This window comes from Bradyrhizobium sp. 40 (genome assembly GCF_023100925.1).
Classification (GTDB): Bacteria; Pseudomonadota; Alphaproteobacteria; order Rhizobiales; family Xanthobacteraceae; genus Bradyrhizobium.
Genome location: NZ_CP064688.1, coordinates 2264431 through 2288783 on the forward strand (window position 1 = coordinate 2264431; position 24353 = coordinate 2288783).

A 24353-nucleotide genomic window follows, 5' to 3' on the forward strand; every position below is an offset into this window, starting at 1 on the left:
CGATGTCGCAGATATCGCTGTCCGATCTCAATGCCGCCGATGAAGCCGATTTCGTTGCCGCGCTCGCCAACGTCGTTGAATACTCGCCGTGGATCGCCGGGCAACTGGCCGCGAAGCGACCGTTCGCCGGCATCAACCAGTTGCACGCCGCGCTGATGGCGGCGATCCAGAGTGCCGAACCCGACGTGCAATTGGCGCTGATCCGGGCGCATCCGGACCTCGCCAACAAGACCCAGCGCGCGGCGGGGCTCACCGCGGAATCGACCGAGGAGCAGAACAGCGCCGGCCTCGACCGGCTGTCGGATGCCGAATACGCGGCGTTCGAGCGCGTCAACAATGCCTATCGCGAGAAGTTCGACATCCCCTATATCGTCTGCGTGCGCCGTCACACCAAAGATTCCGTGCTGCGCGATTTCGAGACGCGGTTGCGCAATATCGCCAAGACCGAGACGAGGCGTGCGATCGAGGAGATTGGCCGCATCTCGGCTTTGCGGCTCGATCAACTCGTCGCAGCCGATGACAAGCTCAAGGTCCACGGCCGGCTCTCGACCCATGTGCTGGACAACCACGTCGGCAAACCTGCGCCAGGCATTCCGGTCGAACTGATCGAGCTCGCGAACCTCGGCGAGAGCCGCGTGATAGCGCGCGCGGTGACCAATGCGGACGGCCGCACCGACCAGCCGTTGATCGGCGGCCGTCCGCTTCCGATCGGCCGCTACGAGCTTCGCTTCAGCGTGGCCAAATATTACGCCGAGCGCAACGTGCAGCTCTCTGACCCGCCGTTTCTCGACGAAATCCCGCTTCGTTTCGCGATCAGCGAGCCGGAGAGCCACTACCACGTGCCGTTGCTCGTCACGCCGTGGAGCTATTCGACCTATCGCGGTAGTTAAACATGTTGCGCGGATGAGGCGACCGCTGCTGCATCCGCTTCCGCGGCTGCGCCGCCGCTCAATCCGTTGAAGAAGGCGTTGAGCAGCACGGAAACGATCGCACAGAGCAGAATGCCTGACTCCAGCAGCGGCTGGAGATCGTGCGGTAAATTCCTGAAGAAGCCGGGTGCGGCGAGCGGGATCAGGCCGAAGCCGATCGAGATCGCAACGATGAAGAGATTGTAGCGATTGTTGCGGAAGTCGACCGAGGTGAGGATGCGTGCGCCTGTCGCGGCGACCATGCCGAACATCACGAGGCCGGCGCCGCCGAGCACGACCAGCGGCACGGCCTCGACCAGCGCGGCGAGCTTCGGCAACAGGCCGAGCACGAGCATGATGAAGCCGCCCGTGACCGTCACCCAGCGCGAGCGCACGCTGGTGACCGAGACGAGGCCGACATTCTGCGAGAACGACGTGTACGGGAAGGTGTTGAAGATGCCGCCGAGCAGCGTGCCGACGCCGTCGGCGCGCAGGCCTCGGCTCAGGGCATCGCGATCGACCGTCTTGCCGGTGATGTCGCCGAGCGCGAGGAACATGCCGAGCGATTCGATCATCACGACGACCATGACGACGCACATGGTGATAACAGGTACCAGATGGAATTGCGGCATGCCGAAGCGGAACGGGATCACGATGGCGCCCCAGGAGGCCGCAGCGACCTTGTCGAAATGCATCACGCCCAGAATGCTCGCGAGCACGGCGCCGGCGATGATGCCAAGCAGCACGGAGACGTTGGCGAGAAAGCCGGTGCCCCATTTGATCAGGCCGAGAATGAAGAGCAGCACGAACAGCGAGATGCCGAGTCCCTGCAACTGTCCGTAAGCCGGATTGGGAAAGCTGCCGGCGACGCCGTCCACCATCCTGGTCAGCGTCGGCAGGCCGCCGCCGGCCCAGTTGATGCCGACCCGCATCAAGGAGATTCCAATGACGAGAATGATGCTGCCGGTGACGACGGGCGGAAATAGCGGCAACAGCCGGCTGACGAACGGCGCTGCGACAACGCCAAACAGGCCGGCGGCGATCACCGAACCGTAGATGCCGAGCAGGCCGATGTCAGGTGAAGCCGCCATCGACAGCATCGGACCGACGGATGCGAAGGTCACGCCCATCATCACGGGCAGGCGGATGCCGACGCCGGGAAAACCAAGGCATTGCACCAGCGTCGCGAGTCCGCAGGCGAACAGGTCGGCACTGATCAGGAAAGCGACATCCTCCGGCGGCAGTTTCAGCGCGCGCCCGATGATCAGGGGCACCGCGACCGCGCCGGCATACATCACCAGCACATGCTGCAACCCGAGCGCCAGCAGGCGCGGGACCGGCAAGACCTCGTCGACGGGATGGACTTCGCTGCTCATGGATCAATCCCCGAAATATGCCTACCCAAACTTATCGTGCAGCGCCGGAAACAGCCTGTCCGGCTTGAAGGGCGGCGCCGTGAAGCGGATGCCGGTGGCATCGGCAATCGCGTTGCCGAGGGCGGCGGCGACCGGATTGTACGGACTCTCGCTCATCGACTTAGCCCCCAGCGGGCCGATCGTGTCGGAGGTCTCGGCGAAGAAGACTTCGGTGCGGGGCACATCCGCGAAGGAGGGAAGATGGTAGTCGCGGAATTTGGGGTTGACGACGCGGCCGTCCGCATCGATCACCATCTCCTCGTAGAGCGCGGCACCGAGTGCCTGCGCGACACCGCCTTCGACCTGACCGCGGCACTGCATGGGATTGGCGACGACGCCGGCGTCCGCCGCATGCACGCTCCTGAGAATCCGGAGCTCGCCGGTGCCCTTGCTCACGGCGACGCGAAAGCCTTGCACGTTGAAGCCGACCGAACGCGGCGTGCCACCGGAATTGCCGGCGCCTGCGAACGGCTGTCCGCGTTCGCGCGCGAGCTTGGCCAGCTCCACAAAGGACATCCGCCGCACGCCACTGACGACGGCCTCGTTCTCGAGCGCGCAGCTCCCGACGTCGCAGAGCCATGCGCCGGCGGCGGCCGCCTTCAGCTCAGTCGCGAGCTGCATGGCTGCCGCATGCGTCGCCTTGCCGGCAACGAACATGCCGGCGCTGCCATAGGCGCCGGTGTCGTGGCCGCCATGGGCGGTGTCGGACTGGCGCAGGCGGATGCGGTCGACGGTGGTCGCAAGCGTCGTGGCCGCGATCTGCCGGTGCACGGTGCTGGTGCCGTTGCCGAATTCGGCGGTACCGACGATGAGGTCGAAGCTGGCGTCGTCGTTGAGCGTGACCATCGCATCCGCGAGATGGCCCGCCGGGGGCACCGTATCGATCATCGTCAGCGCGATGCCGTCGCCGATCAGCCACTCCGGCGACAGGTCCGGCTGCGGGCCATCAGCCTGCATCGCGCGCTCGACGAGGTCGAGGCACTGGTCGAGCCCGTAGGAGCCGTAGAGCACGTCGTGGAATTCCGATGACGATGGCGACACCATGGGATCGCCGGGCTTGACGACGTTGCGCCGGCGCATCTCGTAAGGGCTGATGCCGAGCTGCTTGGCCAGTTCGTCGATCGCGGCTTCGACCGCGATCAGCGTTTGCGGCAAGCCATATCCGCGAAACGCGCCTGCCGGCACCGTATTGGTGTAGACGGCGCAGCCGTCGACCCGCTTGTTCGGGCAATTGTAGACGCTGATGGATTCGGCCAGCGAGTGGAACATCACGGGGCCGGCGTGATTGCCGTAGGCGCCGGTATTGGAGAGCACGTCGAGCTGGAGCGCGGTGAGCTTGCCGTCCGCGTCTGCACCGGCCTTGACGTGGACCCGCATCGGATGCCGCGTCGACGTCGCGACGAACTGCTCCTCGCGGGTGAGCTCCAGCTTCACCGGCCGGCCGGTCTCGAGCGAGGCGAGCGCCAGAATGTCCTCGACGAACATCTCCTGCTTGCCGCCAAAGCCGCCGCCGACGCGCTCGCAGAAGACGCGGACCTTGTCCATGGGAAGCTCGAAGATATCAGACAGCGCGCGCCTGGTCAGGAACGGCACCTGCGTCGAGGTGCGGACATTGAGCACGCCGGAAGCATCGAGCCAGGCGAGGCCGCCGTGGGTTTCCAAAGCGGCATGCTGCACACGGTGACTGTGGAAGGTGCCCTCGAAGGTGACGGCGGATGTCGCGAGCGCAGCCGCCACGTCGCCGAATTCGCCATGCGTCTCCGCGGCGAGGTTGCGCTGGGCGTCGGCAACGCGGTTCGCGGTGGTGAGATCGGGATGAACGATGGGCGCACCCGGCGCCATCGCCTGCTCCGGATCGACCAGCGCGGGCAAAATCTCGTAACTGACCTTCAGCCGGCGGCATGCGTCCTCGGCGGCGGCTTCGCTGTCTGCGACGACGGCGGCGACCTTCTGGCCGATGAAGCGGACGATGTCGTCGAGAACACGAGTGTCCTCGGGATCCATCCAGTCCTTCTCATGCCGCGCGGTCGACATCAGAGTGGTTGGCGCATCCTCATGCGTCAGCACCGCGTGCACGCCGGGAACGCTCAGCGCTTCCGACTTGTCGATCGCGACGATCCTTGCATGGGCGTGCGGCGAACGGAGCAGCTTGATATGCAGCAGGCCGTCAATCTGCGTGTCGAACGTGTAGCGCGCCTTGCCGCGCACGACATCGGGGCCAGCCGGCTCTGGCAGGCTGCGACCGAATGCGGCGCCGGCCTCGACGTTCGCCTCGATATTGGTCTTGCCGATCAACGCATCCTCGATCGAACGATACCCGGTGCAGCGGCAGATATTGCCCTTCAGCGCGACGCCGAGATCGGTGCGCTGCGCCTGGTTCAGCGAGGCACAGGTCAGGATCATGCCAGCGGTGCAAAAGCCGCATTGAAAGCCCTGCGCATCGAGGAAAGCCTGCTGCATCGGGTGCGCCCCGCTGTCTCCGCCGAGACCTTCGATCGTGGTGACGGCGCGCCCCTCGGCACGGAAGGCCGGGATCAGGCAGCTATGCACCGGCTCGCCGTCCAGCAGCACGGTGCAGGCGCCGCAATCGCCGGCGTCGCAGCCCTTCTTCACGCCGAAATGGCCGAGCTCGCGCAGGAACGTGCGCAGGCACTGGCCGGCGCGTGGCTCCTGCGGAAACGTCGTGCCGTTGACCTCGAAGCTCATGACGACGGTGCTCCGAGGAGTTCGTCGCGGATCTCTTCGGCAAGCCGCAGTGTCATGTGCTTGCGCCACAGCGGCTTGCCGTGGATGTCGGTGTGGTAGAGATCGTCGGTGATCTGCTGCGCGATGGCTTCACGAAGCGCTTTCGCGTCGGGGGCCTCGCGAAAGGACAGCCGAATCGGCCGCACGGTCGAGGCGGTGACCGTGAGCGTCAGCGTGCCATCGGCATCCAGACTGCCGATCACCAGCGCCGCCGAGCGGCCGACCGGCGCCAGCGAGATCTGGCGAAAGACCGTACGACGCTTCAAGGCGGCAATCGGGATATCGATCTGCCGGAGCAGGTCCCCCGGCGCCAGAAGGTTGAGCTGGTTGCCGGTGACGAAGTCGACGACGGGCATCATCTGTTCGCCGCCGCCGGCCTTCCAGATGGTGCAGACGCCCTCCAGCGCAGCGGTGAGCGAGATCATCGGTCCCGCCGGAAGCGACATGCAGAGATTACCGCCGACGGTCGCCGTCTTCCAGATCTTGAACGAAGCAAGGAAGGCGCGGCAGCACTGGTTGATCAGCGGCGCCGCGAACCAGTCGGGTGGGCAGACGAATCCATCGAGCTGTGCAAGGGTGCAGGTGGCAGCGATGCTGAAATGGCTCTCGGTGACCGTCAGCGCCGGCCATTTCAGATCGATGAGATCGATGAGCCGAGTGAGGTGAACTTGCGGCTCCGAGAACAGCCAAGTGCCGCCCGCGAGCCAAGCATCACCTGGCGTCCAAACGGGCAGCTGCGCGCGCGTTTGCGGATGGGCGACCGCTGTGATGGTATTCAAGTCCATGGCGACGTCAACGCTTCCAACGAGTGAATCGAGCCAGGAGAAAGTCTTGCAAGACGAGCGCCAAGTCGCAACAACAAGTCGCAACAAAAACGCAATCAGGCCGGCCCCTGCCGTGCAGGCCTGTCGTGAGCGGATGTGAGGAGAAGCGGGATCATGAGCGACGCAAAGCCGATCTGGATCAGGAATCCTCTGGCTATCCTCGCCGATGGCGCCGAGCGCGGGATCGTGGTGAAAGGCGGCCGGATCGTCGAGCTGGTGCCGGCCGGCGCTGCGCCCGCAACCGCTGACGTCGCGGTGTTCGACGCTGGCGACCACGTCGTGCTGCCGGGCCTCATCAACACCCATCACCATTTCTACCAGACGCTGACACGGGCGCTACCCGCGGCGATGGACCGCGAGCTGTTCCCCTGGCTCCAGGCGCTCTATCCGGTGTGGGCGAAGCTGACGCCTGAAGCTCTCGAGCTCGGCGTCACCGTGGCGATGTCTGAACTGCTGCTGTCGGGCTGCACCACCACAACGGATCATCACTATGTATTTCCGGCAGGGCTCAAAGACGCCGTCGATATCGAGGTGGCGGTGGCCAGGCGGCTCGGCGTGCGCGTGCTGCTCACGCGCGGCTCGATGAACCTGTCGCAGCGCGACGGCGGTCTGCCGCCTGATAGCGTCGTGCAGGACGAGGACACCATCCTCGCGGACAGCGCGCGTGTGGTCGCCAAGTACCACCAGCGCGGCGCGGATGCCATGGTGCAGATCGCACTCGCACCTTGCTCGCCGTTCTCGGTGACGACGTCCCTGATGCGCGCCACCGCCGATCTGGCCAAGAAGCTCGACGTGCGCCTGCATACCCATCTTGCCGAGACCGAGGACGAGAACAAATTCTGCCAGGAGATGTATGGCTGCCGTCCGCTCGACTATCTCGAACAATGCGGCTGGCTTAATGCGCGGACGTGGCTCGCTCATGGCATCTTCTTCAACGCAGACGAGATGAAGCGGCTCGGCAAGGCGAAGACGACGATCAGTCATTGCGCCTGCAGCAATCAACTCCTGGCCTCCGGCTGCTGTCCCGTCTGCGAGATGGAGGAGGCCGGCGTTGGCATCGGGCTTGGTGTCGACGGATCGGCCTCGAACGACGGATCGAACCTGATGCAGGAGGTGCGGGCCGCGTTCCTGCTGCAACGGGCGCGCTACGGGGTGACGAAGGTCAGTCACAAGGATGCGCTACGCTGGGCCACCAAGGGCTCGGCGGCCTGCGTCGGTCGGCCGGAACTCGGGGAGATCGCGCTCGGTAAGACGGCCGATCTCGCGCTGTTCAGGCTCGACGAGCTACGCTTCTCCGGCCATGGCGATCCCCTGGCGGCACTGGTGCTGTGCGGGGCGCATCGGGCCGATAGGGTGATGGTGGCAGGAAAATGGGCCGTGATCGACGGCGCGGTCCCCGGCCTAGATGTGGCAGACCTCATCCACCGCCACAGTTCGGCGGCGCGGGCCATGCAGGCGGCATAGTATCCAGGCGAAGATAGAAAGAGGGGGCGACCACAAGTGCCGGGTGCTTCTGGCCACCCCCTCCGAACCTCCTCCGGGAGGAGCAGGTGATTTAGGCGATGCAAGAAGCGTGCTACTTGCCCGGCAGCTTGTCGTCGATCCCTTTGACATAGAAATTCATGCCGAGGATCTGGCCGTCGTCGAGATTGGCGCCGCCCTTGCACTCGACCGGCTTGCCGTCCTGCCCAAGGACCGGGCACTTGAACGGATGCAACTTGCCCGCGGTGATCGCGGCCTGGGCATCCTCGGCAATCTTCTTCACGTCGTCAGGCATGTTGGTGTAGGGCGCCATCGCGAACATGTGGCTGTCGAGGCCGCCCCAGCTGTCCTCGGATTTCCAGGTTCCGTCGAGCTCGGCCTTGACCCGGGCGATGTAGTAGGGACCCCAGGTATCGAGGATCGAGGTCAGCTGGGTCTTCGGTCCGAACTTGATCATCTCGGAATCCTGGCCGAAGGCGAGCTTGCCGCGTTCGCTGGCGATCTGCATTGCCGCCGGCGAATCCGTATGCTGCATGATCACGTCGGCACCCTGGTCGATTAGCGCCTTGGCGGCGTCGGCTTCCTTGCCCGGGTCGAACCAGGTGTTGGCCCAGATGATCTTGACCTTGATGTTCGGGTTGATGGTCTGCGCGGCGAGGATCGTCGCGTTGATGCCGGAGACAACCTCGGGAATCGGGAACGAGCCGATATAGCCGAGCACGCCGGACTTCGACATCTTGGCCGCGATTAGGCCCTGGATGTAGCGGCCCTGATACCATTTAGCCGAATAGGTCGACATGTTCGGGTTGCGCTTGTAGCCGGTCGCGTGCTCGAAATGCACGTTCGGATATTTCTTCGCGACCTTCAGCGTCGGATCCATGTAGCCGAACGAGGTGGTGAAGATCAGCTTGTTGCCGGCGCGGACGAGCTGCTCGATCGAGCGCTCGGCATCGGGGCCTTCAGGCACGTTTTCGAGAAAGGTGGTTTCGATCTTGTCGCCGAGCTCCTTCACCAGCGCCTGGCGTGCCAGTTCATGCTGATAGGTCCAGCCGAGGTCACCGACCGGGCCGAGGTAGATAAATCCGACTTTCAGCTTGTCGGCGGCGGAGGCTGCACTGACGCTCCCGGCAAGCAAGAGCCCGGCGGCCAGCGCAAGAAGTGATTTCCTCATCATCAATCTCCAAATGTCAGGGGAAAGCCACGATCCGCAACGTGCGCGCCCCATCGCGCACGGTGTGGAAATGAAACTCAGCGGTCAGGCACGAACACGGTGCCAAGCGCAGCCGGTGCGGTCGATCCACCCGTGCGCGCGCGGGAGAGCAGGACCAGGACGACGACAGTCGCAAGGTAAGGCAGCGCCGACATCAACTGCGAGGGAATGCCGACGCCCCAGCCCTGCGCGTGCAGCTGCAGGATCGTCACCGCGCCGAACAGATAGGCGCCGACCACGAGGCGGCCCGGCCGCCAGGACGAGAACACCACCAGCGCCAGCGCGATCCAGCCGCGTCCCGCGGTCATGCCCGGAATGAAGAACGGCGTATAGGCGAGCGGCAGATAGGCACCGGCAAGTCCGGCGCAGGCGCCGCCGAACATCACCGCTAGGGTGCGGATGCGCAGCACGGGATAGCCGAGCGCATGCGCGGAGACATGGTTGTCGCCGCAGGCGCGCAGGATCAATCCTGGCCGCGTGCGGTACAGGAACCACCAGACGCCGACGACCAGCGCCAGCGAGAAATAGACAAAGGCGTCCTCGCCGAACAACACGCGACCGACCAGCGGAATATCCGTGAGACCGGGAATGTTGAGATGCAGCGCCGGGGTGATGCGCTCGCCGACGAAACCGGCGCCGATCAGGCCGGAGAGTCCGACGCCCAGGATGGTCAGCGCAAGACCCGTTGCAACCTGGTTGACCGCAAGTCCGAGCGCCATCAGTGCGAAGACCAGTGACATCAGCGTGCCGGCGACGATGCCAAACAGTGCGCCAATGAAGATCGAGCCGGTCAGCCACGCACCTGCAAAGCCACATGCGGCGCCGACGATCATCATGCCCTCGACGCCGAGATTGAGCACGCCGGAGCGCTCGGTCACGAGCTCGCCGGTCGCCGCGATCAGGAGCGGCGTCGAAGCGGCGAGCACTGCGAGAATGATGGCTTCAATGAGCTCCACGAGCCACCTGTCGGTTCGGGAAGACCAGCTTGAAGCGGTAGAGAATGAGGGAATCGCAGGCGAGCACGTAGAACAGCAGGATGCCTTGAAAAACCTTGGTGACGTCCAACGGGATCTTCATCGCGATCTGCGCCTGCTCGCCGCCGATAAAGGTCAACGCGAGAAAAAGGCCTGCAATTAATATTCCAAGGGGGTTCAACCGGCCGAGAAAGGCCACGATGATCGCCGTAAAACCGTAACCCGGCGAGATGCCGGGCTGGAGATGTCCGACCGGACCCGCGACCTCGATGATACCGGCGAGGCCGGCCAGCGCGCCCGAGACGGCGAAGGTCAGGATGATCAACTGGTTGGAATTGAAGCCGCCGAACCGCGCGGCGCGAGGCGCCGCACCGACCACGCGAATCTCGAATCCCTTTATGGTGCGCCCGAGCAGGATCGCCACCGCCGCGACGACGAGAAGGGCGATGATGGAGCCGAGATGCAGCCGGCCGCCTTCGATCAGGAGCGGCACCGTTGCGACCGGATCGAACTCGGCGGTGGTCGGGAAGTTGAAACCGTGTGGATCGCGCCAGGGGCCGCGCACGAGATAGTCGAGGAAGAGATCGGCGACATAGACCAGCATCAGGCTGGTCAGGATTTCGCTGGCGCCGAACTTCACCTTGCAGATTGCCGGGATCAGTGCGTAGAGCGCGCCCGCCGCGGCGGCGAGCACAAGCATGACCGGCAGCACCCAGACGCCGGCGTCGGTGCCCTGCGTCTTCACCGCAATCCAGCTTCCGGCGACTGCACCAATCAGGAACTGCCCTTCGGCGCCGATGTTCCAGGCATTGGCGAGATAGCAGAGCGATAGTCCGATCGCGATCATCACCAGCGGAGTTGCCTTCACCGCGATTTCCTGGAGCGAATAGCTGTCGGTCAAAGGCGCGATGAAATAGGCGTGCAGGGCGAGCAGCGGATTCTTGCCGAGGATCGCGAACAGGATGACCATGGTCACGATCGTGAGGCCGATCGCGATCAGCGGAGAGATCAGCGCGATCGCGTTGGAGCGCTCGGCGCGCTTCTCAAGCACCAACTGCATGCGCGGCCTCCTTCGGCTCCAGCGTGCTGCCGCCCATCAATAGGCCGAGTTTTTCGCGCGTCGCCTCGCTGGTGGCGAGCGGTGCAGACAGATGGCCATGGAACATCACGGCGATGCGGTCGGCGATTTCCGCGAGCTCGTCGAGGTCCTGGCTGGTGACGAGCACGGCGGCGCCTGCGGTTGCGAGATCAAGCAGCGCCTGGCGGATGACGGCGGCAGCGCCGGCGTCGACGCCCCAGGTCGGCTGGCTCACCACCAGCACCGCGGGATTGCGCAGGATCTCGCGTCCCACAATGAACTTCTGCAAATTGCCGCCGGAGAGGGATGCTGCTTCCGGATCGCGCTTGGCCTTGCGGACGTCGAACGTCTCGGTTGCGCGGTCGACCGTCTTCAGAGTGGCCGCAGTATCGATGAAGCCGTGATGGACCATGCCGCTGGCGGCATGCCCGGTGAGAAGCGCATTCTCCGAAAGCTTCATGCGGGGCGCGGTGCCGTGGCCGAGCCGCTCCTCGGGAACGAAGGCCGCGCCGAGCTTGCGGCGCTGCGTGATCGAGAGATGGCCGGCAGCAAGGCCTTCGATCACGATCGTGCCGGGATCTTTCGACAGGCGTTCGCCGGACAGCGCGGCGAACAATTCGTCCTGGCCGTTGCCGGCAACCCCGGCGATGCCGAGGATCTCGCCGCCTTTCAGCTCGAACGAGATGTACTCGAGCCGCACGCCATGCGCCTCGCCGGGGGCGAGCGAGAGATCGTTGACGACGAGGCGCGGCACCGTGGTCTGCCGGCCGGCGGCCGCCTTCACTTCCTTGATCTCGCCGCCGACCATCATGCGCGCGAGCGAAGCGGCGGTCTCAAGCCTGGGATTGCAGGTCTCCACCTTCTTGCCGCCGCGCAGGATCGTTGCCGTGTCGCACAGGCGCTTCACCTCTTCGAGCTTGTGGCTGATATAGAGGATCGCGCGGCCTTCGGCCTTGAGCCGCTCCAGCACGATGAAGAGCTGGTCGGCTTCCTGTGGCGTCAGCACCGCGGTGGGCTCGTCAAGGATCAGGAATTGCGGATCCTGCATGAGCGCGCGAACGATCTCGATGCGCTGGCGTTCGCCGACCGACAATTGCCAGACCTCGCGTTTGGGATCGAGCGGCAATCCATAAGTCTTCGACACCTGCTCAAGCCGCGCCGACATGTCCTTGAAAGATTGTTTCCCGTCGAGGCCGAGCGCGACGTTCTCGGCGACGGTGAGATTGTCGAACAAGGAGAAGTGCTGGAACACCATGCCGATGCCGCGGCCGCGCGCTTCCGAGGGACCGGACAGCAGGATCGGCTGGCCCTGCCAGAAAATCTGGCCAGCGCTGGGCTGGATCAGCCCGTAGATCGCCTTGACCAGCGTCGACTTGCCGGCGCCGTTCTCGCCCAGCAGCGCGTGGATTTCCGTTGGCCAGATATCGATGTCGATGGCATCGTTGGCGAGGAAATCGCCATAGCGCTTGGTGAGCCCGACCGTCCTGAGGAGCGGGGACTCGCCGGAATGCAGGCTCTTAGCCGTGGGATCCAACATTCGCTGATGCGCTTGCATGGGGTGAAGTGCCTCAATACTGGGCTAGTTTGAACCGCCGCGTAAGGTGTGAAAAAGCGTCATCCCTTGCTCAACGCTTCGGCAGGCAAGTGGTGTCGGCGAGTCGCGGCTGTCGCCGGGAGGCGATCGTCCTCAAATGCCTGCCGAGCAGCCTTTGCAGTCCCGACTTGCGTGCGACGCGTGTTGCAAATTTGTGACGGCTCAAGCCAAATCGGAACCGGCTATGCAGGCTTGGCGTGAAGTTAAGCAGAGACGCGCCATCACGCGTATGCATTTGCGAACACCGCAACAGTAGCTCCCGCCCATCTTGTCTGCCTCGTCCGCGAGACATGAAAAGGCGAGCGAAATCAAACGGGAATATCCGGCAATGGCCGCTCTCGCCTGACCCTGTGGCGGTGAGCTTGGCCTTCCAAATCCGCCAGTGAAACGCAGCACCCTGTGCAAACAAGCGGCATGCCTTGAAACAAGTTGAGGCTTCTCACTCCGGGAGATCGGCGCAAGTGTCGCACCCAAGGGACGTTCATTTTTACGTGTCCAAACTTGGGGGTATTCGGATGTCGTTTCGTATGAAGGCAGTTGCGGCGGCGGCGCTGTCACTTGCTACGCTCGCTACCGGTGGCATGGCTCGGGCAGCCGACTTGCCGGTCAAGGCTGCCAAGAAGGCGGCCGACCTTCCGTTCTTCCTGGTGATCGACGACCGCGTCACCTTCTCCTACATCTTCAATGCCTCGCAGCCCGGTGCGTTCACCAACACCAACGGTGTGATCAACGCCAAGACGACGAAGCAGGTCTACTCCTTCACCCACTTCGATGCCTGGACCTACGGCACCAACTTCTTCACCATCTCGATGTTCAAGTCAGACCACAACGATCCGGCAGGCCCCTGCACCGCCACAGGCGTGGTCGTTTCGCCGGCAGCGGGGTTCGCTGCGACGCCGACGAGCTGTGCCGGCGCGACAGAAATCTACGGCCTTTTCCGCTCAACCTTCGGCTGGAACGAGATCTTCAACACCAAGGCCTTCACGCAAGGCCCCCTGCACAACATCTCGTTCGAGGTTGGTATGGATGCCAACACGGAGAACCGGTATTTCGGCGCCGCCAAGCGCGACGTTGTCGCGGGTCTGCAGTTCGCCTTCGATCTTCCCTATAAGGGCTACTTCAACGTCGCGCCGCTGGTGTATTGGGAGTTCGCCAACCACAACTCCTTCTCGCAGTGCGGCGCCGGTTGGTCCGCTCCGTGTATTGCCGACGGCAACACGTCGTTCAAGCCGACCTGGGCGATCGAAACCAACTACTATATGGACCTCGGCTTTCTGCCGCAGAACATGCAGTATTTCTCGATCAGCGGCCGCGCGGCGTGGTACGGCAAGAAGGGCACCGACACCGAGCCGCTTCCCGCCAGCGTCGCCAACAACGTCTATCCGACCAAGGTCGAGTTCAATTCCGAGCCGATCCGCCTGACCCTCGATGCCTCGAAGGCGATTTGGGGCGACAAGTACTCGCACTTCGTCGACGTCTGGGTCGCCTATCGCTACTGGCAGAACAAGTTCGGCCTCGATCACAACAATGCCTTTGCTTGCACCACCTTCGTCGGTGGTACGAAGGTGAGCACCGGATCCTGCACCGAGTCCTCGCTCTACTCCGGTATCACTGTGAAGTTCTAACCACCTGACTCTTCAGGTGAATGACGATGACGCCGCGTCAAACCTCCGCGGCGTCATCTTCGTTTGGGGGACGGGCTGGGTACCGTCAGGCAGCCCTTCAATGAGCGCGGGACAAGGCCCGCTCGGCGCCGTCTACTTCGTCCACACGCCATCGTGCAGCGCTTCGGCCTCGTCTTCGAGCAACGGCCCCACAACCTCTGTCGGCCGCTGGCCGCTGGCAAAGACTTCGCGGCAGGGCAGGTCGAGGGTCGGGTTCTCCGGATGATCGCCGGTGATGCCGCGCAGGCGGTGCTCGCTGAGCCCATAGACGACACGGCGGATGCCGGCCCAGTAGATCGCGCCGGCGCACATCGCGCAGGGCTCGGCGGAGGAATAGAGGGTGGCTCTCGCCAACACGTCGCGGCCGAGCGTCCGGCAGACCAGTGTCGCGGCGAGGCGCTCGGCATGCGCGGTGCCGTCGTGATCCGGCATGTAACCGTTCTCTGCCTCGATCAGCACTTTGCCTTCAGCATCGACGACGATGCAGCCGAAAGGATGGTTGCCGTGGGTGAGGGAACGGCTGGCGACCGCAAAGGAAAGGCGGAGGAAGTGCTCGTCGCGCTCGGACCCGCCGCTCATCGCTCTCCCCTGGTCAATGCCCCGCCATATGCCGACCGACAACGGTGAGATCGGCTTCGCTGGTCCGTGCTTCATACACGAATTCGCCGTGGAACATCACCACCAGCCGATCGGAGAGTTCAAGGAGTTCGTCGAGGTCCTCGCTGACCAGCAGCACCGCGGCGCCGCGGTTGCGCGCGGCCATGATCTCGGCATGGATTTGCGCCACCGCTGCGAAATCGAGCCCGAAACAGGGATTGGCTGCGATCAGCACCTCGACGGCGCCGCCGAGTTCGCGGGCCAGCACGGCGCGCTGGACGTTGCCGCCCGACAGCGCCGAGATCGGCGTGTCGGGCGTGCGGGTCTTGATCTTGTACTGGGCGATCTTCTTCCTGGCGTCGACGCGGAAGGCACCGCGGTTGAGCCACCAGCCGAAGCTAGCGAAAGGCGCGCGGTCGAACTCGCGAAAGGCGATGTTGTCGGCGACGCTCATGCCGCCGACACATGCGTTCTTCAACGGCTCCTCCGGCAGGAGTGACATCTTGTGCCGCCGCATCTCCTCGCGGCTGGCGTGATAGGCATCGCCGGCGACACGGATCTCGCCACTCTCGGCTTCGCGCTGGCCGGCCAGCACCTCGACGAGCTGGCGTTGGCCGTTGCCGGAGACGCCGGCGATGCCGACGATCTCGCCGGCGCGGACCGTGAGGGAGACATCATGAACGGCGATGGCGCCGGCGTCGTCGCGCGCGCGCATCTTCGCCAGCTCCAGCCTCGCCTTGCCGGCCTCTCCGGTGCGGGGCGGCTGCACCGTCAGCTCCTCGGCGCCGATCATGGTGCGCGCCATCGCGTCCGGCGTCAGTTCGGACACCTTGCCGGCACCGGCGAGCGTGCCGCGGCGCAGGATCGTGACGTCGTCGGCGAAGGCCATGACCTCGCGGAACTTGTGCGTGATCATCAGGATGGTCAGCTCGCCCTTGAGGACCATGTCGCGGAGCATGCCGAGCACCTCGTCGGCTTCCGCCGGGGTCAGCACCGAAGTCGGCTCGTCCAGGATCAGGAAGCGGCGCTTCAGGTAGAGCTGCTTGAGGATCTCGCATTTCTGCCGCTCGCCCGCGGAGATGTCTGCGACTTTTGAGCTGAGCGGGACCTTGAATGGCATGCGCGCAAGAAAGGCCTCGAGCTCCTTCATCTCTTTCGGCCAGTTCACGACAGCCGGCACGTCATCGCGCGCCAGCACCAGATTTTCGGAAACCGTCATCGCCGGCACCAGCGTGAAATGCTGGTAGACCATGCCGAGGCCGAGGGCGTGGGCGTCCTTAGGATTGCCGATCGCGTGCTCGCGCCCGCCGACCAGAATGTCGCCCTCGGTGGCGTGATAGTAGCCCATGATGCATTTGACCAGGGTCGACTTGCCGGCGCCGTTCTCGCCGAGCAGCGCATGGAACGAACCCGGCCGCACTTTCAGCGCGACATTGTCCAGCGCTAGGAAATCACCGAAGCGCATGGTCATGGCGATGGCATCGACGCCGAAGGCGCCCGATGGCGGCGGCGTTTCGCCGACAATCACGAAATCGCTCCGATGAAAGCGTCGGACGTCGAGACCGCGCCGAACACGCCGCCCTGCATCTTGATCATCTTCAGCGCGTGGTCATGGTTGCTCTTGTCGGTCGCGCCGCAGCAATCGTGCAGCAGCACGCATTCGAAGCCGCGGTCGTTGGCCTCGCGCATGGTGGTGTGAACGCAGACGTCGGTAGTGATCCCAGTGAGCACGATGTTCTCGATGCCGCGCACGCGCAGGATCAGCTCCAGATCGGTGGCGCAGAACGAGCCCTTGCCGGGCTTGTCGATGATGGGTTCGCCGGGCAGCGGCGCGAGCTCCGGGATGATGTCCCACCCGGCCTCTCCGCGCACCAGGATGCGGCCGCAGGGGCCCGGATCGCCGATGCCGGCGCCGATCTGCCGGGACCGCCAGCGCTTGTTGGCAGGCAAATCCGACAGATCGGGACGGTGGCCTTCGCGGGTGTGGATGATGTGAAAGCCTTGGCCCCGCATGGCCGTCAGCAGTCTCTTGATCGGCTCGATTGGCGCCCGCGTCAGTGAGAGGTCGTAGCCCATCTTGTCGACATAGCCGCCGACGCCGCAGAAATCGGTCTGCATGTCGATGATGATGAGCGCGGTATTCTCGGAACGGAGATCGCCGCTATAGGGCCAGGCATAGGGCTCGGACTTGATGGTGCGCTCGGGCATAATTTGGCTCTCTAGCGGGTGATCGACAATTCGGCCGGGGCTCCGGTCAGCGTGCGTTTCGGCGAGCAGGTGATGATCATGATCGCCAGCGTCAGGATGTAGGGGGCGGCGTTGAAGAGGTGGTAGCCGGAGGTGACGCCGACCGATTGCAGCGCCGGGCCCAGTGCTGCAGCACCGCCAAAGGCGAGCGAGGCCCACAGACAGAGCAAGGGATCCCAGCGCGCGAAGATCACGAGTGCAACCGCCGTAATGCCCTGGCCCGAGGACAGGCCCTCGTTCCAGCTTCCGGGATAGAACAGCGACAGGAAGGAACCGCCGATTCCGGCAAGGAAGCCGCCGACCATGGTTGCGCGCAGGCGGATCAGCAGCACGGAGTGGCCCATCGCACGCGCGGCGTCCGAACTCTCGCCGGCGGTGCGGATCAGGAGGCCCCAGCGCGTAGTCCGGAAGGCCCAGTAGAGAATTGGGGCGAGCGCGACGCCGATCAGGAACAGCACGTTGACCCGTAGGGCCGCGCGCACCTGCGGAATATCGCTCCACCAGCCGAAATCGATTGCGGGCAGTCGAGGTGCCGTCGGCTCGATCAACGGTTTGCCGAGGTAGAAAGCTAGTCCGGTGCCGAACAACATCAGCGCGATGCCGACCGCGACGTCGTTGACGCGCGGCAACGAGCAGATGCCGGCATGCAGCGCGCCCAGAAGCGCACCGGTGATGCCAGCGGCGAGCACGCCCAGCCACGGCGATCCCGTGAGATAGGAAATGCCGTATGCGCTCATCGCGCCCATCACCAGCGTGCCTTCGAGGCCGAGATTGATGCGGCCTGAGCGCTCGGTGATGCATTCGCCCAGGCTCACGAACAGGAACGGGGTCGAGACGCGAATGGCGCCGCCGAGCACGGCGAGCGGGACGGTCCAGAGTCCGATCGAGCCGTCTGCCATCTCAGGACTTTCCCTTCAGAAACCCGATGCGGCCGTAGAGCGCATCGCTGGCCAGGACGAAGACGAAGATGATGCCTTGCAGCACCAGCACGGATGCATCCGGCAATCCGAGGCGGCGCTGCAACAGCCCGCCGCTGGCGCTGATACCACCGAGCAGAATCGCGACGGGGATAATGGCGAGCGGATTTTGCCGCGCCAGGAAGGCGACGAGAATCCCTGTGAAGCCGTAGCCCGCGGCGAGGTTGGCGTTGGTGCGCCCCTGCACGGCGGCGACCTCGACCATGCCAGCAAGGCCCGCGGCGCCGCCGGCGAGGAAGCAGACGGTCAGGATCAGCTTGCTGACATTGAGACCGACGATCTTCGCAGCGCGGATGTTGCCGCCGGCAACGCGCGCGGCAAAGCCGAACACAGTGTGATAGATCAGGATATAGGCGGCGATCGCGGTGATCAGGCCGAACACGAGACCCCAATGCACGTCGGTGCCGGGAATCGATCCGATCATGTTGGCCGCGCCGATCTCGCGGGTCGACGGCTTGTTGAGGCTCGCGGGGTCGCGCATCACGCCTTCGACGAGATGGTTGAGGACCGCGAGCGCGATATAGACGAGCAGCAGGCTCGAGATCGTCTCGTTGACGCCGCGATATTGCCGCAGCGCGCCCGAGAGCATGACCCAGAGGCCGCCGCCGATCACGCCGGCGATGACCATGGCGATCTGCACGACGAGCGGCGGCATGCCCTGAAGCACCAGCGCCGCGCTGGTTGCCGACAGTGCGCCGATCAGGAGTGCGCCTTCGCCGCCGATGATGACCATGCCGAGCTGCGCGGGCAGCGCCGTGCAGAGTGCGGTAAGGATCAGCGGTGCCGCGCGCGTCAGCGTGTTCTGCCATGAGAACCAGGTGCCGAACGCGCCGTAGTACATGTAGAAATAGAGGTCGAGCGGGCTCTTGCCGAACATCGCGACGAAGATGCCGAAGACCCCGAGCGCGCCGGCCAGCGCCGCGCCCGGGATCAGGACATATTCGATCGCTCCGCCGTGACGTTGGAGGAATCCCGGATCGGCGGCCGGGGCCACTGTCCCGACCGCTTCAACGAGATCCGCAGCTTCCGTCGTCACGAAGTTGCCCCGACCACGCCCTCCACAAGATAGTCCATCTTCTCGAGCTCGGGATCCTTCTGGCCGCGATCGGTGCCGGCTGCGATCACCGTCTTGCCCTTGTTGTCGACCAGGCCTCCCTTGAAAATGGCGTAGCCGTCACCGGACAAGAACTTGGCCTTGACGTCGTCGGCGTGCTTGCGCGCCTCGGCGGAGACCGCTTCGCCATAGGGCGAGGTCTTGACGATTTCCTCCTTGAGGCCGCCGCGATAGAAGTTCGGGATGCTCTCGCCGGCGGCGATCATCTTGACGAACTTGGGGTACAACGCTTCCCAGTTCCACTCGGCTCCCGTGAGATACGCCTTTGGCGCGAGTGGCGACTGGTTGACGTGATAGCCGCACACCATGGCGCCCCGGCGCGCGGCGTTCTCGACCATGGTCTTCGGACCGTCGACATGGCAGGTCAGCACGTCGACGCCCTGGTCGATCAGACTGTTGGTGGCCTCGGCTTCCTTGACCGGCATCGACCAGTCACCGGTGAAGATGACCTGCGTGGTGGCCTTGGGATTGGCGAGCCGCGCGCCGAGCGCGAATGCGTTGATGTTGCGCAGCACCTGCGGGATCGGTTTCGCGGCGACGAAGCCGAGTTTGCCGCTCTTGGAGCTGTAGCCGGCGACGATGCCCGAGATATACTGGGCTTCATCGATATAGCCGAAATAGCTGCCGGCGTTCTTTGGGTCCTTGTCGCTCCACAGGCCGCCGCAGTGCTCGAAGTGAAGCTTCGGGAATTTGTTGGCCATCTTGACCATGTGCGGATTGTAGTAACCGAACGAGGTCGGGAAGAGCAGGGTGGCACCGTCGAGATTGATCATCGACTCGATCGTCTTCTCGACCGCGTCGGTCTCCGGCACCTTCTCTTCTTCCACGACCTTGAGGCCGGGAATCTTCTTCAGCGCCGCCGCGCCCTGCGCATGCGCCTGATTGTAGCCGTAGTCGTCGCGCGAGCCGACATAGATGAAACCGATCGTCGTCTCGGCCGCAAAGGACGGGCGGGCGCCGGCCGCCGCGCCGAGCGTGAGGGCCGCACTGCCCTGCAACAAATGACGTCGTGAGATCCTGCCAAATTCCATTGCTTGCTCCCCTTGGCGGATGAACCGCCTCATCTCGCGCTGCGCCGGTCTGGCGGAGCCCGGGATCAATTGTCGCAAGCTTCGTGCCAGAGGTTGCCGAGAGAGAATCTTTGATTAAGCCGTTGAAATTAATTAGGTATTTTCGGCAATTCGAGCTTGATCAGGAAAGCAGCAGATGAAATTATAGGCAATATTTTATAATTGTATGCAATGGAGTTAAGCAATCTTAACCGGCCTGGACATGTGCATGACGAGGGCCGGGTGGTCTGCCGGCGACCGCATTCATGCTAACCACGCGCTGATTGGAACGGTGTCGGCCGCGTGATTTCGCTGGCACCGAACTTGAATCGATTGCGCCAAGACCGACGTCGCCGCGGTCCCAAGAGATGGAAAGCTCGCCGAGATGGCTGCTGGTAACGCCGTTCACACTGGTTCGCTCGGCGAAGAGATCGTGCGAGGGATCAATGAGCTCGCGGCGATCTCGGAAGAAGGCGACAAGCTCACCCGCATCTATCTGACCAGCGAGCTGCGCAAGGCGGCGGACCTCATCCTGAGCTGGATGCGCGACGCCGGCATGAGTGCGCGTCTCGACGCGATCGGCAATGTCTGCGGGCGCTATGAAGGCGAGCGGCCGGGCGCGCCCTGCCTGATGCTCGGCTCGCACTACGACACCGTGCGCGATGCCGGCAAATGGGACGGGCCGTTGGGCGTGATCACGGCGATCGCCTGCGTCGCCGATCTCAACCGCCGCGGCAAGCGCCTCCCGTTCGCGATCGAAATCGTCGGTTTTGCTGATGAGGAAGGGGTGCGCTTTGCTTCGACCTTGCTCGGCAGCCGCGCGGTCGCCGGCACCTTTGACGAGAGCGCCCTCAACACACGCGACCGCGATGGCGTGTCCATGCGCGACGCGCTGGTGCAGTTCGGGCTCGACCCCGATCATATTGGCGCGGCCGCGCGAGCCCGGCGCGAGCTGCTTGCCTATCTCGAGCTGCACATCGAGCAAGGGCCGGTGCTGGAAGCACAAAACCTGCCCGTCGGCGTGGTCACCGCGATTGCGGGCGCGACACGGCTTGCCGCGCGGCTGACCGGCATGGCGGGGCACGCAGGCACGGTGCCGATGGCACTCAGGCGCGATGCGTTGGCGGGCGCGGCCGAATGTATCGGCGCGATCGAACAGTTTTGCCGCACCGACGAGGACGGACTGGTCGGCACCGTCGGCTACATCCAGGCGAGGCCCGGCGCGACCAACGTCATTCCGGGCGAGGTGTCGTTCACCATCGACATGCGGGCACCGACGGACATGCACCGCAAGCGCGCGGTCCCCGATGTCGTCAGGCAGATCGAAGCCATCGCAAAGCGCCGTCAACTGTCGCTTCAGCTCGACGTCACCCACGAGAACCGCACCGCGCCGTGCGCGCCCTGGCTGAAGGACCAGATCGCGCAGGCAATCAAGGCGGAAGGTTTTTCCGTGTTCGAGCTGCCGAGCGGGGCCGGGCATGACGGCATGGCCATGATCGATATTGCCGATGTCGGCATGATCTTCGTCCGCTGCCGCGGCGGCATCAGCCATCACCCGGACGAGCATGTCGAGCTAGCCGACGCCGATGCCGGCGCCCGGGTGCTGCTGCGGCTGATCGAGGATTTTATGCCGCGGAAAGGGTAAACTGAACCGGCAAGTCACGGGATGGAGACACGAATCATACAGGTCTAGAGCCGCGACGGCCTCCCGCCGAACCACGAGACACCATTCGACGGCGCCTATGAACAGCGGCATCTCTTTTCCATCCCATCGCGAAAACCGATTTTACCAGGGTGTGGCGGCGACCTTCGTCGCCAACGCGCTCCAAGCCGTGAACTTTCTCGGTGATCGATTCCTGAGGCAGTCACATCATCCGTTCACGGCCATCGAAGACCTTTACCGGCACTCGATGGACAGCGCCTTTGCGGTGACTGAGTCCTTTCTCGTCACGGGCGCGCCGCACGCCTCTGCGTATTATCCGCGCGACTTTGCCTGGTTCTATCCCGACGTCCTCGACCCCGACACCATCATGGATTCGCAGGATGCGGTGCGGCGGGCTCGTCTGCTCGACAAGAGCGTCCGCCTGCTGCTGGAAGCGGTTCGCGCCAACGTCGTCACGACGACCATCGTCCCGGCTGGGCGCGCCAGGTATCTTGGCGTGAACTATTTCTCGCGTCCCTCGGATACGCTGCTCGGCATTCTGGCCGGCCTGCGGCAGATGATCTCTGCCGAGGAGAGAGGGTCATCCTATCTGGCGATGTCGCAATGCGCGCATGCCGGCCGCCTGCTGCTGGCCGAATATTGCGGTGATCTGAAGCGGGCGATCCTCCAGCTCGCAAGCGAGCTCGAACCGTTCAATGATGATGGCTCCACCTATTTGCTGTGCGACGCCAGTGCTCCGCGCTCCGCAGCAACCGACACGCGCGCCGAGCGCAGGCGTTTCGTCACCAATGCCTGCGTCTACACGACGTTCTTGTGGGGCGTGCAGCTCGGAATCGTAGACGAGAACGAGCTGAAGCGGCGGCTCGGACGCGACCTGGCGCAGTACAAGAGGGACCTGCTCCACCTGTTCGGCAAGGGCGGCTATATCAGGCATTCTCTTGATGGCGCCACGGGCTCGCCAGTGTCCTCGGTCGCGCTGGATTTCGTCGGTGTGCATCGCGGCTTCTGGGATATGAGCGAGGAAAGCGAGCGCGCACTGTTCGCGGCCACGGCGGGTCTGATCATTGCGGAGCCGCGCTTTCGCATCCCCGGCACATTCCACTTCCTGGTGTCCGCGGATAATCCGCGTAACAAGATGATCCACAAGATCGCGGCTCCCGCCTACCAGGGACGGTCCTCCTGGCCGACGTTCAACGTCGAGTTCGCGGATCGCATGCTGGACTACGACGAATTCTCGGGGAGCAATACTTACCGTTCCTGCGCCCGGGGAATTCTGAAGGACATTCGCACCGCGATCGAAGTCCACGGCGGCTATCAGGAGCTGATCTCGGAGCAGGGCCTGAAATATCACACCTGGGCCTACAAGGGCGCCGTAGCCCACTCCTGGTTTCCGCGTTTCCTCTCCGTCTGGAGGAGGGCGCATGGAACGCCGCTCCTCCAGTGGAATGACTGAACGGCGGTCGTTACCCCGCCGTTACGTCCACGAGCTCGCCGCCGTCGAGGACCTTCGCCGCCTTGGCGCGGTCGAGGTCGCCTTCCCAGGCGGCCACCACCACGGTGGCAACGCAGTTGCCGGTGAGGTTGCCGACCGCGCGAGCCATGCCGATGAACCAGTCGACCGACAAGACCAGCACGAGGCCGATCGCAGGGATGCTCGGCACCGCGTTCAGCGTCGCCGCCAGAATCACGATCGCGGAGCCCGGTACGCCATGCGCACCCTTCGAGGTGATCAGGGAGACGCCGAGCACCAGCAGGAGATCGCCGAAGGACAGCGGCGTGTTGGTCGCCTGCGCGATGAATACGACCGCAAGCGTCAGGTAGATCGAGAACGCGTCGAGATTAAAGGAATATCCGGTCGGGATCACCAGGCCGACCACGGAATCCTTTACGCCCATCCGCTCCAGCTTCTTCATGATCTGCGGCAGCACGGCGTCCGACGAGGCGGTCGCGAGCACGATGGTCAACTCCTCGCGCAAGTAGGCGAGGAATTTGAGGATGTTGATGCCGGCGAGCGCCATGACGCCGCCGAGCACGCCCAGCACGAAGATGCCGACCGAGACGTAGAACAGCGCCACCAGTGAGACGAGCTGCTTGAGCGAGCCGACGCCGTATTTGCCGACGGTGTAGGCGACTGCGCCGAGCACGCCAAGTGGAGCGACGCGGACGATAAGCCCCATGACGCGGAACAGCACGGTTGAGGCGGCATCGATCATCGACGTGACGAGCTTGCCTTTCTCACCGCCGACCAGTGCGAGGCCTACGCCGAACAGCACGGCGAAGAACAGCACCTGGAGCACGTCGTTGCGCGACAACGCGTCGAACGAGGTGCTCGGGATCACGTTGAGGAGGAAGGAGCCGATGCCGCCGCCCTGAAGCTTGTGGGCGTTGTCGGCATAGGTATTGAGGGCCTTGGCGTCCAGCGTCGAAGGGTCGATGTTCATGCCGTGGCCGGGGCCGAAAGTGTAGGCCAGGATGAGACCGACCACGAGCGCGACTGTGGTCATCACCTCGAAATAGACCAGCGCCTTGACGCCGACGCGTCCGACCTTCTTGAGGTCGCCCGCACCGGCAATGCCGTGCACGACGACGCAGAACACGATCGGCGCCACGATCATCGAAATCAGCTTCAGGTCGCTCAGAATCTTGAGCGAGATGGCAAAATCCGGCGCGGCCACGCCGAGAATGATGCCGAGGATCAGCGCGGCCAGGACCTGGACGAATAGCGATGTATAGAGCGGCTTTGGCTCGGCAGCCGGGGCCGCGGCAATGGTCGACATGGTGACTCCCCCGTTTTGACGACGTCTCGATCGTC

19 protein-coding genes are annotated in these 24353 nt (G+C 64.2%); 5 read left to right on the top strand and 14 right to left on the bottom strand.

What is annotated here, in order from left to right; genetic code table 11:
- Positions 1-2: 2 nt before the first annotated feature.
- Positions 3-890: a 2-oxo-4-hydroxy-4-carboxy-5-ureidoimidazoline decarboxylase gene (gene uraD / locus IVB40_RS10835; RefSeq protein WP_247818852.1), complete on the top strand. Its 888-nt coding sequence runs from the start codon at positions 3-5 to the stop codon at positions 888-890.
- Here uraD and IVB40_RS10840 read toward each other — a convergent pair.
- The 3 genes from IVB40_RS10840 to IVB40_RS10850 are packed head-to-tail and all read right to left on the bottom strand — an operon-like array spanning position 887 to position 5853.
- Positions 887-2284, bottom strand: a complete 1398-nt coding sequence (locus IVB40_RS10840) for a nucleobase:cation symporter-2 family protein (RefSeq protein WP_247818853.1) — start codon at positions 2282-2284, stop codon at positions 887-889. The two genes, uraD and IVB40_RS10840, sit on opposite strands and share 4 nt — an antisense overlap.
- 21 nt (positions 2285-2305) lie before the next feature.
- Positions 2306-5029: a molybdopterin-dependent oxidoreductase gene (locus IVB40_RS10845; RefSeq protein ID WP_247818854.1), complete on the bottom strand. Its 2724-nt coding sequence runs from the start codon at positions 5027-5029 to the stop codon at positions 2306-2308.
- Positions 5026-5853, bottom strand: a complete 828-nt coding sequence (locus IVB40_RS10850; RefSeq protein ID WP_247436731.1) for an FAD binding domain-containing protein — start codon at positions 5851-5853, stop codon at positions 5026-5028. Before IVB40_RS10850 ends, IVB40_RS10845 begins: the two co-directional genes overlap by 4 nt.
- A 153-nt stretch (positions 5854-6006) precedes the next feature.
- On the opposite strand from IVB40_RS10850, the gene IVB40_RS10855 reads away from it, so the two are divergent.
- Positions 6007-7356: an 8-oxoguanine deaminase gene (locus IVB40_RS10855; RefSeq protein ID WP_247818855.1), complete on the top strand. Its 1350-nt coding sequence runs from the start codon at positions 6007-6009 to the stop codon at positions 7354-7356.
- 112 nt (positions 7357-7468) lie between these two features.
- Here IVB40_RS10855 and IVB40_RS10860 read toward each other — a convergent pair whose 3' ends face one another.
- The 4 genes from IVB40_RS10860 to IVB40_RS10875 all read right to left on the bottom strand — a co-directional run bounded on the left by IVB40_RS10860 (position 7469) and on the right by IVB40_RS10875 (position 12173).
- Positions 7469-8545: a BMP family ABC transporter substrate-binding protein gene (locus IVB40_RS10860; RefSeq protein ID WP_027566587.1), complete on the bottom strand. Its 1077-nt coding sequence runs from the start codon at positions 8543-8545 to the stop codon at positions 7469-7471.
- A 77-nt stretch (positions 8546-8622) separates the two neighbouring features.
- Positions 8623-9540 (bottom strand): ABC transporter permease, encoded by a 918-nt coding sequence (locus IVB40_RS10865; protein ID WP_027566588.1) that lies wholly within the window; start codon positions 9538-9540, stop codon positions 8623-8625.
- Entirely contained in the window at positions 9527-10618 is a 1092-nt protein-coding gene (locus IVB40_RS10870) for an ABC transporter permease (protein WP_247818856.1), read from the bottom strand. Before IVB40_RS10870 ends, IVB40_RS10865 begins: the two co-directional genes overlap by 14 nt.
- Positions 10602-12173 (bottom strand): ABC transporter ATP-binding protein, encoded by a 1572-nt coding sequence (locus IVB40_RS10875; protein ID WP_247818857.1) that lies wholly within the window; start codon positions 12171-12173, stop codon positions 10602-10604. Before IVB40_RS10875 ends, IVB40_RS10870 begins: the two co-directional genes overlap by 17 nt.
- Before the next feature lie 572 nt (positions 12174-12745).
- On the opposite strand from IVB40_RS10875, the gene IVB40_RS10880 reads away from it, so the two are divergent.
- A complete protein-coding gene (locus IVB40_RS10880; RefSeq protein WP_247818858.1) occupies positions 12746-13855 on the top strand; it encodes a hypothetical protein in 1110 nt (369 codons plus the stop codon).
- A 132-nt stretch (positions 13856-13987) separates the two neighbouring features.
- Here the strand turns inward: IVB40_RS10880 and IVB40_RS10885 are convergent, their stop codons facing one another.
- The 6 genes from IVB40_RS10885 to IVB40_RS10910 are packed head-to-tail and all read right to left on the bottom strand — an operon-like array spanning position 13988 to position 19860.
- Positions 13988-14473 (bottom strand): nucleoside deaminase, encoded by a 486-nt coding sequence (locus tag IVB40_RS10885; protein WP_247818859.1) that lies wholly within the window; start codon positions 14471-14473, stop codon positions 13988-13990.
- A 13-nt stretch (positions 14474-14486) separates the two neighbouring features.
- A complete protein-coding gene (locus tag IVB40_RS10890) occupies positions 14487-16019 on the bottom strand; it encodes an ABC transporter ATP-binding protein (protein WP_247818860.1) in 1533 nt (510 codons plus the stop codon).
- Positions 16016-16699 carry an isochorismatase family cysteine hydrolase gene (locus tag IVB40_RS10895; RefSeq protein ID WP_247460969.1) on the bottom strand — a complete coding sequence of 228 codons (684 nt, stop codon included), beginning with the start codon at positions 16697-16699 and terminating at the stop codon, positions 16016-16018. Before IVB40_RS10895 ends, IVB40_RS10890 begins: the two co-directional genes overlap by 4 nt.
- 11 nt (positions 16700-16710) lie before the next feature.
- Positions 16711-17637 (bottom strand): ABC transporter permease, encoded by a 927-nt coding sequence (locus tag IVB40_RS10900; protein WP_007612833.1) that lies wholly within the window; start codon positions 17635-17637, stop codon positions 16711-16713.
- Between the two features lies 1 nt (position 17638).
- Positions 17639-18751 (bottom strand): ABC transporter permease, encoded by a 1113-nt coding sequence (locus IVB40_RS10905; protein WP_247818861.1) that lies wholly within the window; start codon positions 18749-18751, stop codon positions 17639-17641.
- The gene (locus IVB40_RS10910; RefSeq protein ID WP_027566597.1) at positions 18748-19860 is read right to left on the bottom strand and encodes a BMP family ABC transporter substrate-binding protein; all 1113 of its coding nucleotides are present in this window, start codon (positions 19858-19860) and stop codon (positions 18748-18750) included. Before IVB40_RS10910 ends, IVB40_RS10905 begins: the two co-directional genes overlap by 4 nt.
- Positions 19861-20263: 403 nt before the next feature.
- On the opposite strand from IVB40_RS10910, the gene IVB40_RS10915 reads away from it, so the two are divergent.
- On the top strand, positions 20264-21523 hold the full coding sequence (locus tag IVB40_RS10915; protein ID WP_247818862.1) for an allantoate amidohydrolase: 1260 nt from the start codon (positions 20264-20266) through the stop codon (positions 21521-21523).
- 97 nt (positions 21524-21620) lie between these two features.
- A complete protein-coding gene (locus IVB40_RS10920; RefSeq protein ID WP_247818863.1) occupies positions 21621-22994 on the top strand; it encodes a hypothetical protein in 1374 nt (457 codons plus the stop codon).
- 10 nt (positions 22995-23004) lie between these two features.
- On the opposite strand, the gene IVB40_RS10925 is transcribed toward IVB40_RS10920, so the two are convergent.
- Entirely contained in the window at positions 23005-24318 is a 1314-nt protein-coding gene (locus IVB40_RS10925) for a dicarboxylate/amino acid:cation symporter (protein ID WP_247818864.1), read from the bottom strand.
- Positions 24319-24353: the final 35 nt, after the last annotated feature.

Excerpts from the sequence above, each read along its gene's own strand:
- IVB40_RS10925 (WP_247818864.1), bottom strand. The coding sequence starts at position 24,318 with ATGTCGACCATTGCCGCGGCCCCGGCTGCCGAGCCAAAGCCGCTCTAT.
- IVB40_RS10845 (WP_247818854.1), bottom strand. The coding sequence starts at position 5,029 with ATGAGCTTCGAGGTCAACGGCACGACGTTTCCGCAGGAGCCACGCGCC.
- IVB40_RS10870 (WP_247818856.1), bottom strand. The coding sequence starts at position 10,618 with ATGCAGTTGGTGCTTGAGAAGCGCGCCGAGCGCTCCAACGCGATCGCG.
- IVB40_RS10915 (WP_247818862.1), top strand. The coding sequence starts at position 20,264 with ATGGCTGCTGGTAACGCCGTTCACACTGGTTCGCTCGGCGAAGAGATC.
- IVB40_RS10885 (WP_247818859.1), bottom strand. The coding sequence starts at position 14,473 with ATGAGCGGCGGGTCCGAGCGCGACGAGCACTTCCTCCGCCTTTCCTTT.
- IVB40_RS10910 (WP_027566597.1), bottom strand. The coding sequence starts at position 19,860 with ATGGAATTTGGCAGGATCTCACGACGTCATTTGTTGCAGGGCAGTGCG.
- IVB40_RS10850 (WP_247436731.1), bottom strand. The coding sequence starts at position 5,853 with ATGGACTTGAATACCATCACAGCGGTCGCCCATCCGCAAACGCGCGCG.
- IVB40_RS10875 (WP_247818857.1), bottom strand. The coding sequence starts at position 12,173 with ATGTTGGATCCCACGGCTAAGAGCCTGCATTCCGGCGAGTCCCCGCTC.
- IVB40_RS10880 (WP_247818858.1), top strand. The coding sequence starts at position 12,746 with ATGTCGTTTCGTATGAAGGCAGTTGCGGCGGCGGCGCTGTCACTTGCT.
- IVB40_RS10920 (WP_247818863.1), top strand. The coding sequence starts at position 21,621 with ATGAACAGCGGCATCTCTTTTCCATCCCATCGCGAAAACCGATTTTAC.
- IVB40_RS10860 (WP_027566587.1), bottom strand. The coding sequence starts at position 8,545 with ATGAGGAAATCACTTCTTGCGCTGGCCGCCGGGCTCTTGCTTGCCGGG.
- IVB40_RS10895 (WP_247460969.1), bottom strand. The coding sequence starts at position 16,699 with ATGCCCGAGCGCACCATCAAGTCCGAGCCCTATGCCTGGCCCTATAGC.
- IVB40_RS10900 (WP_007612833.1), bottom strand. The coding sequence starts at position 17,637 with ATGGCAGACGGCTCGATCGGACTCTGGACCGTCCCGCTCGCCGTGCTC.
- IVB40_RS10840 (WP_247818853.1), bottom strand. The coding sequence starts at position 2,284 with ATGAGCAGCGAAGTCCATCCCGTCGACGAGGTCTTGCCGGTCCCGCGC.
- IVB40_RS10855 (WP_247818855.1), top strand. The coding sequence starts at position 6,007 with ATGAGCGACGCAAAGCCGATCTGGATCAGGAATCCTCTGGCTATCCTC.
- uraD (WP_247818852.1), top strand. The coding sequence starts at position 3 with ATGTCGCAGATATCGCTGTCCGATCTCAATGCCGCCGATGAAGCCGAT.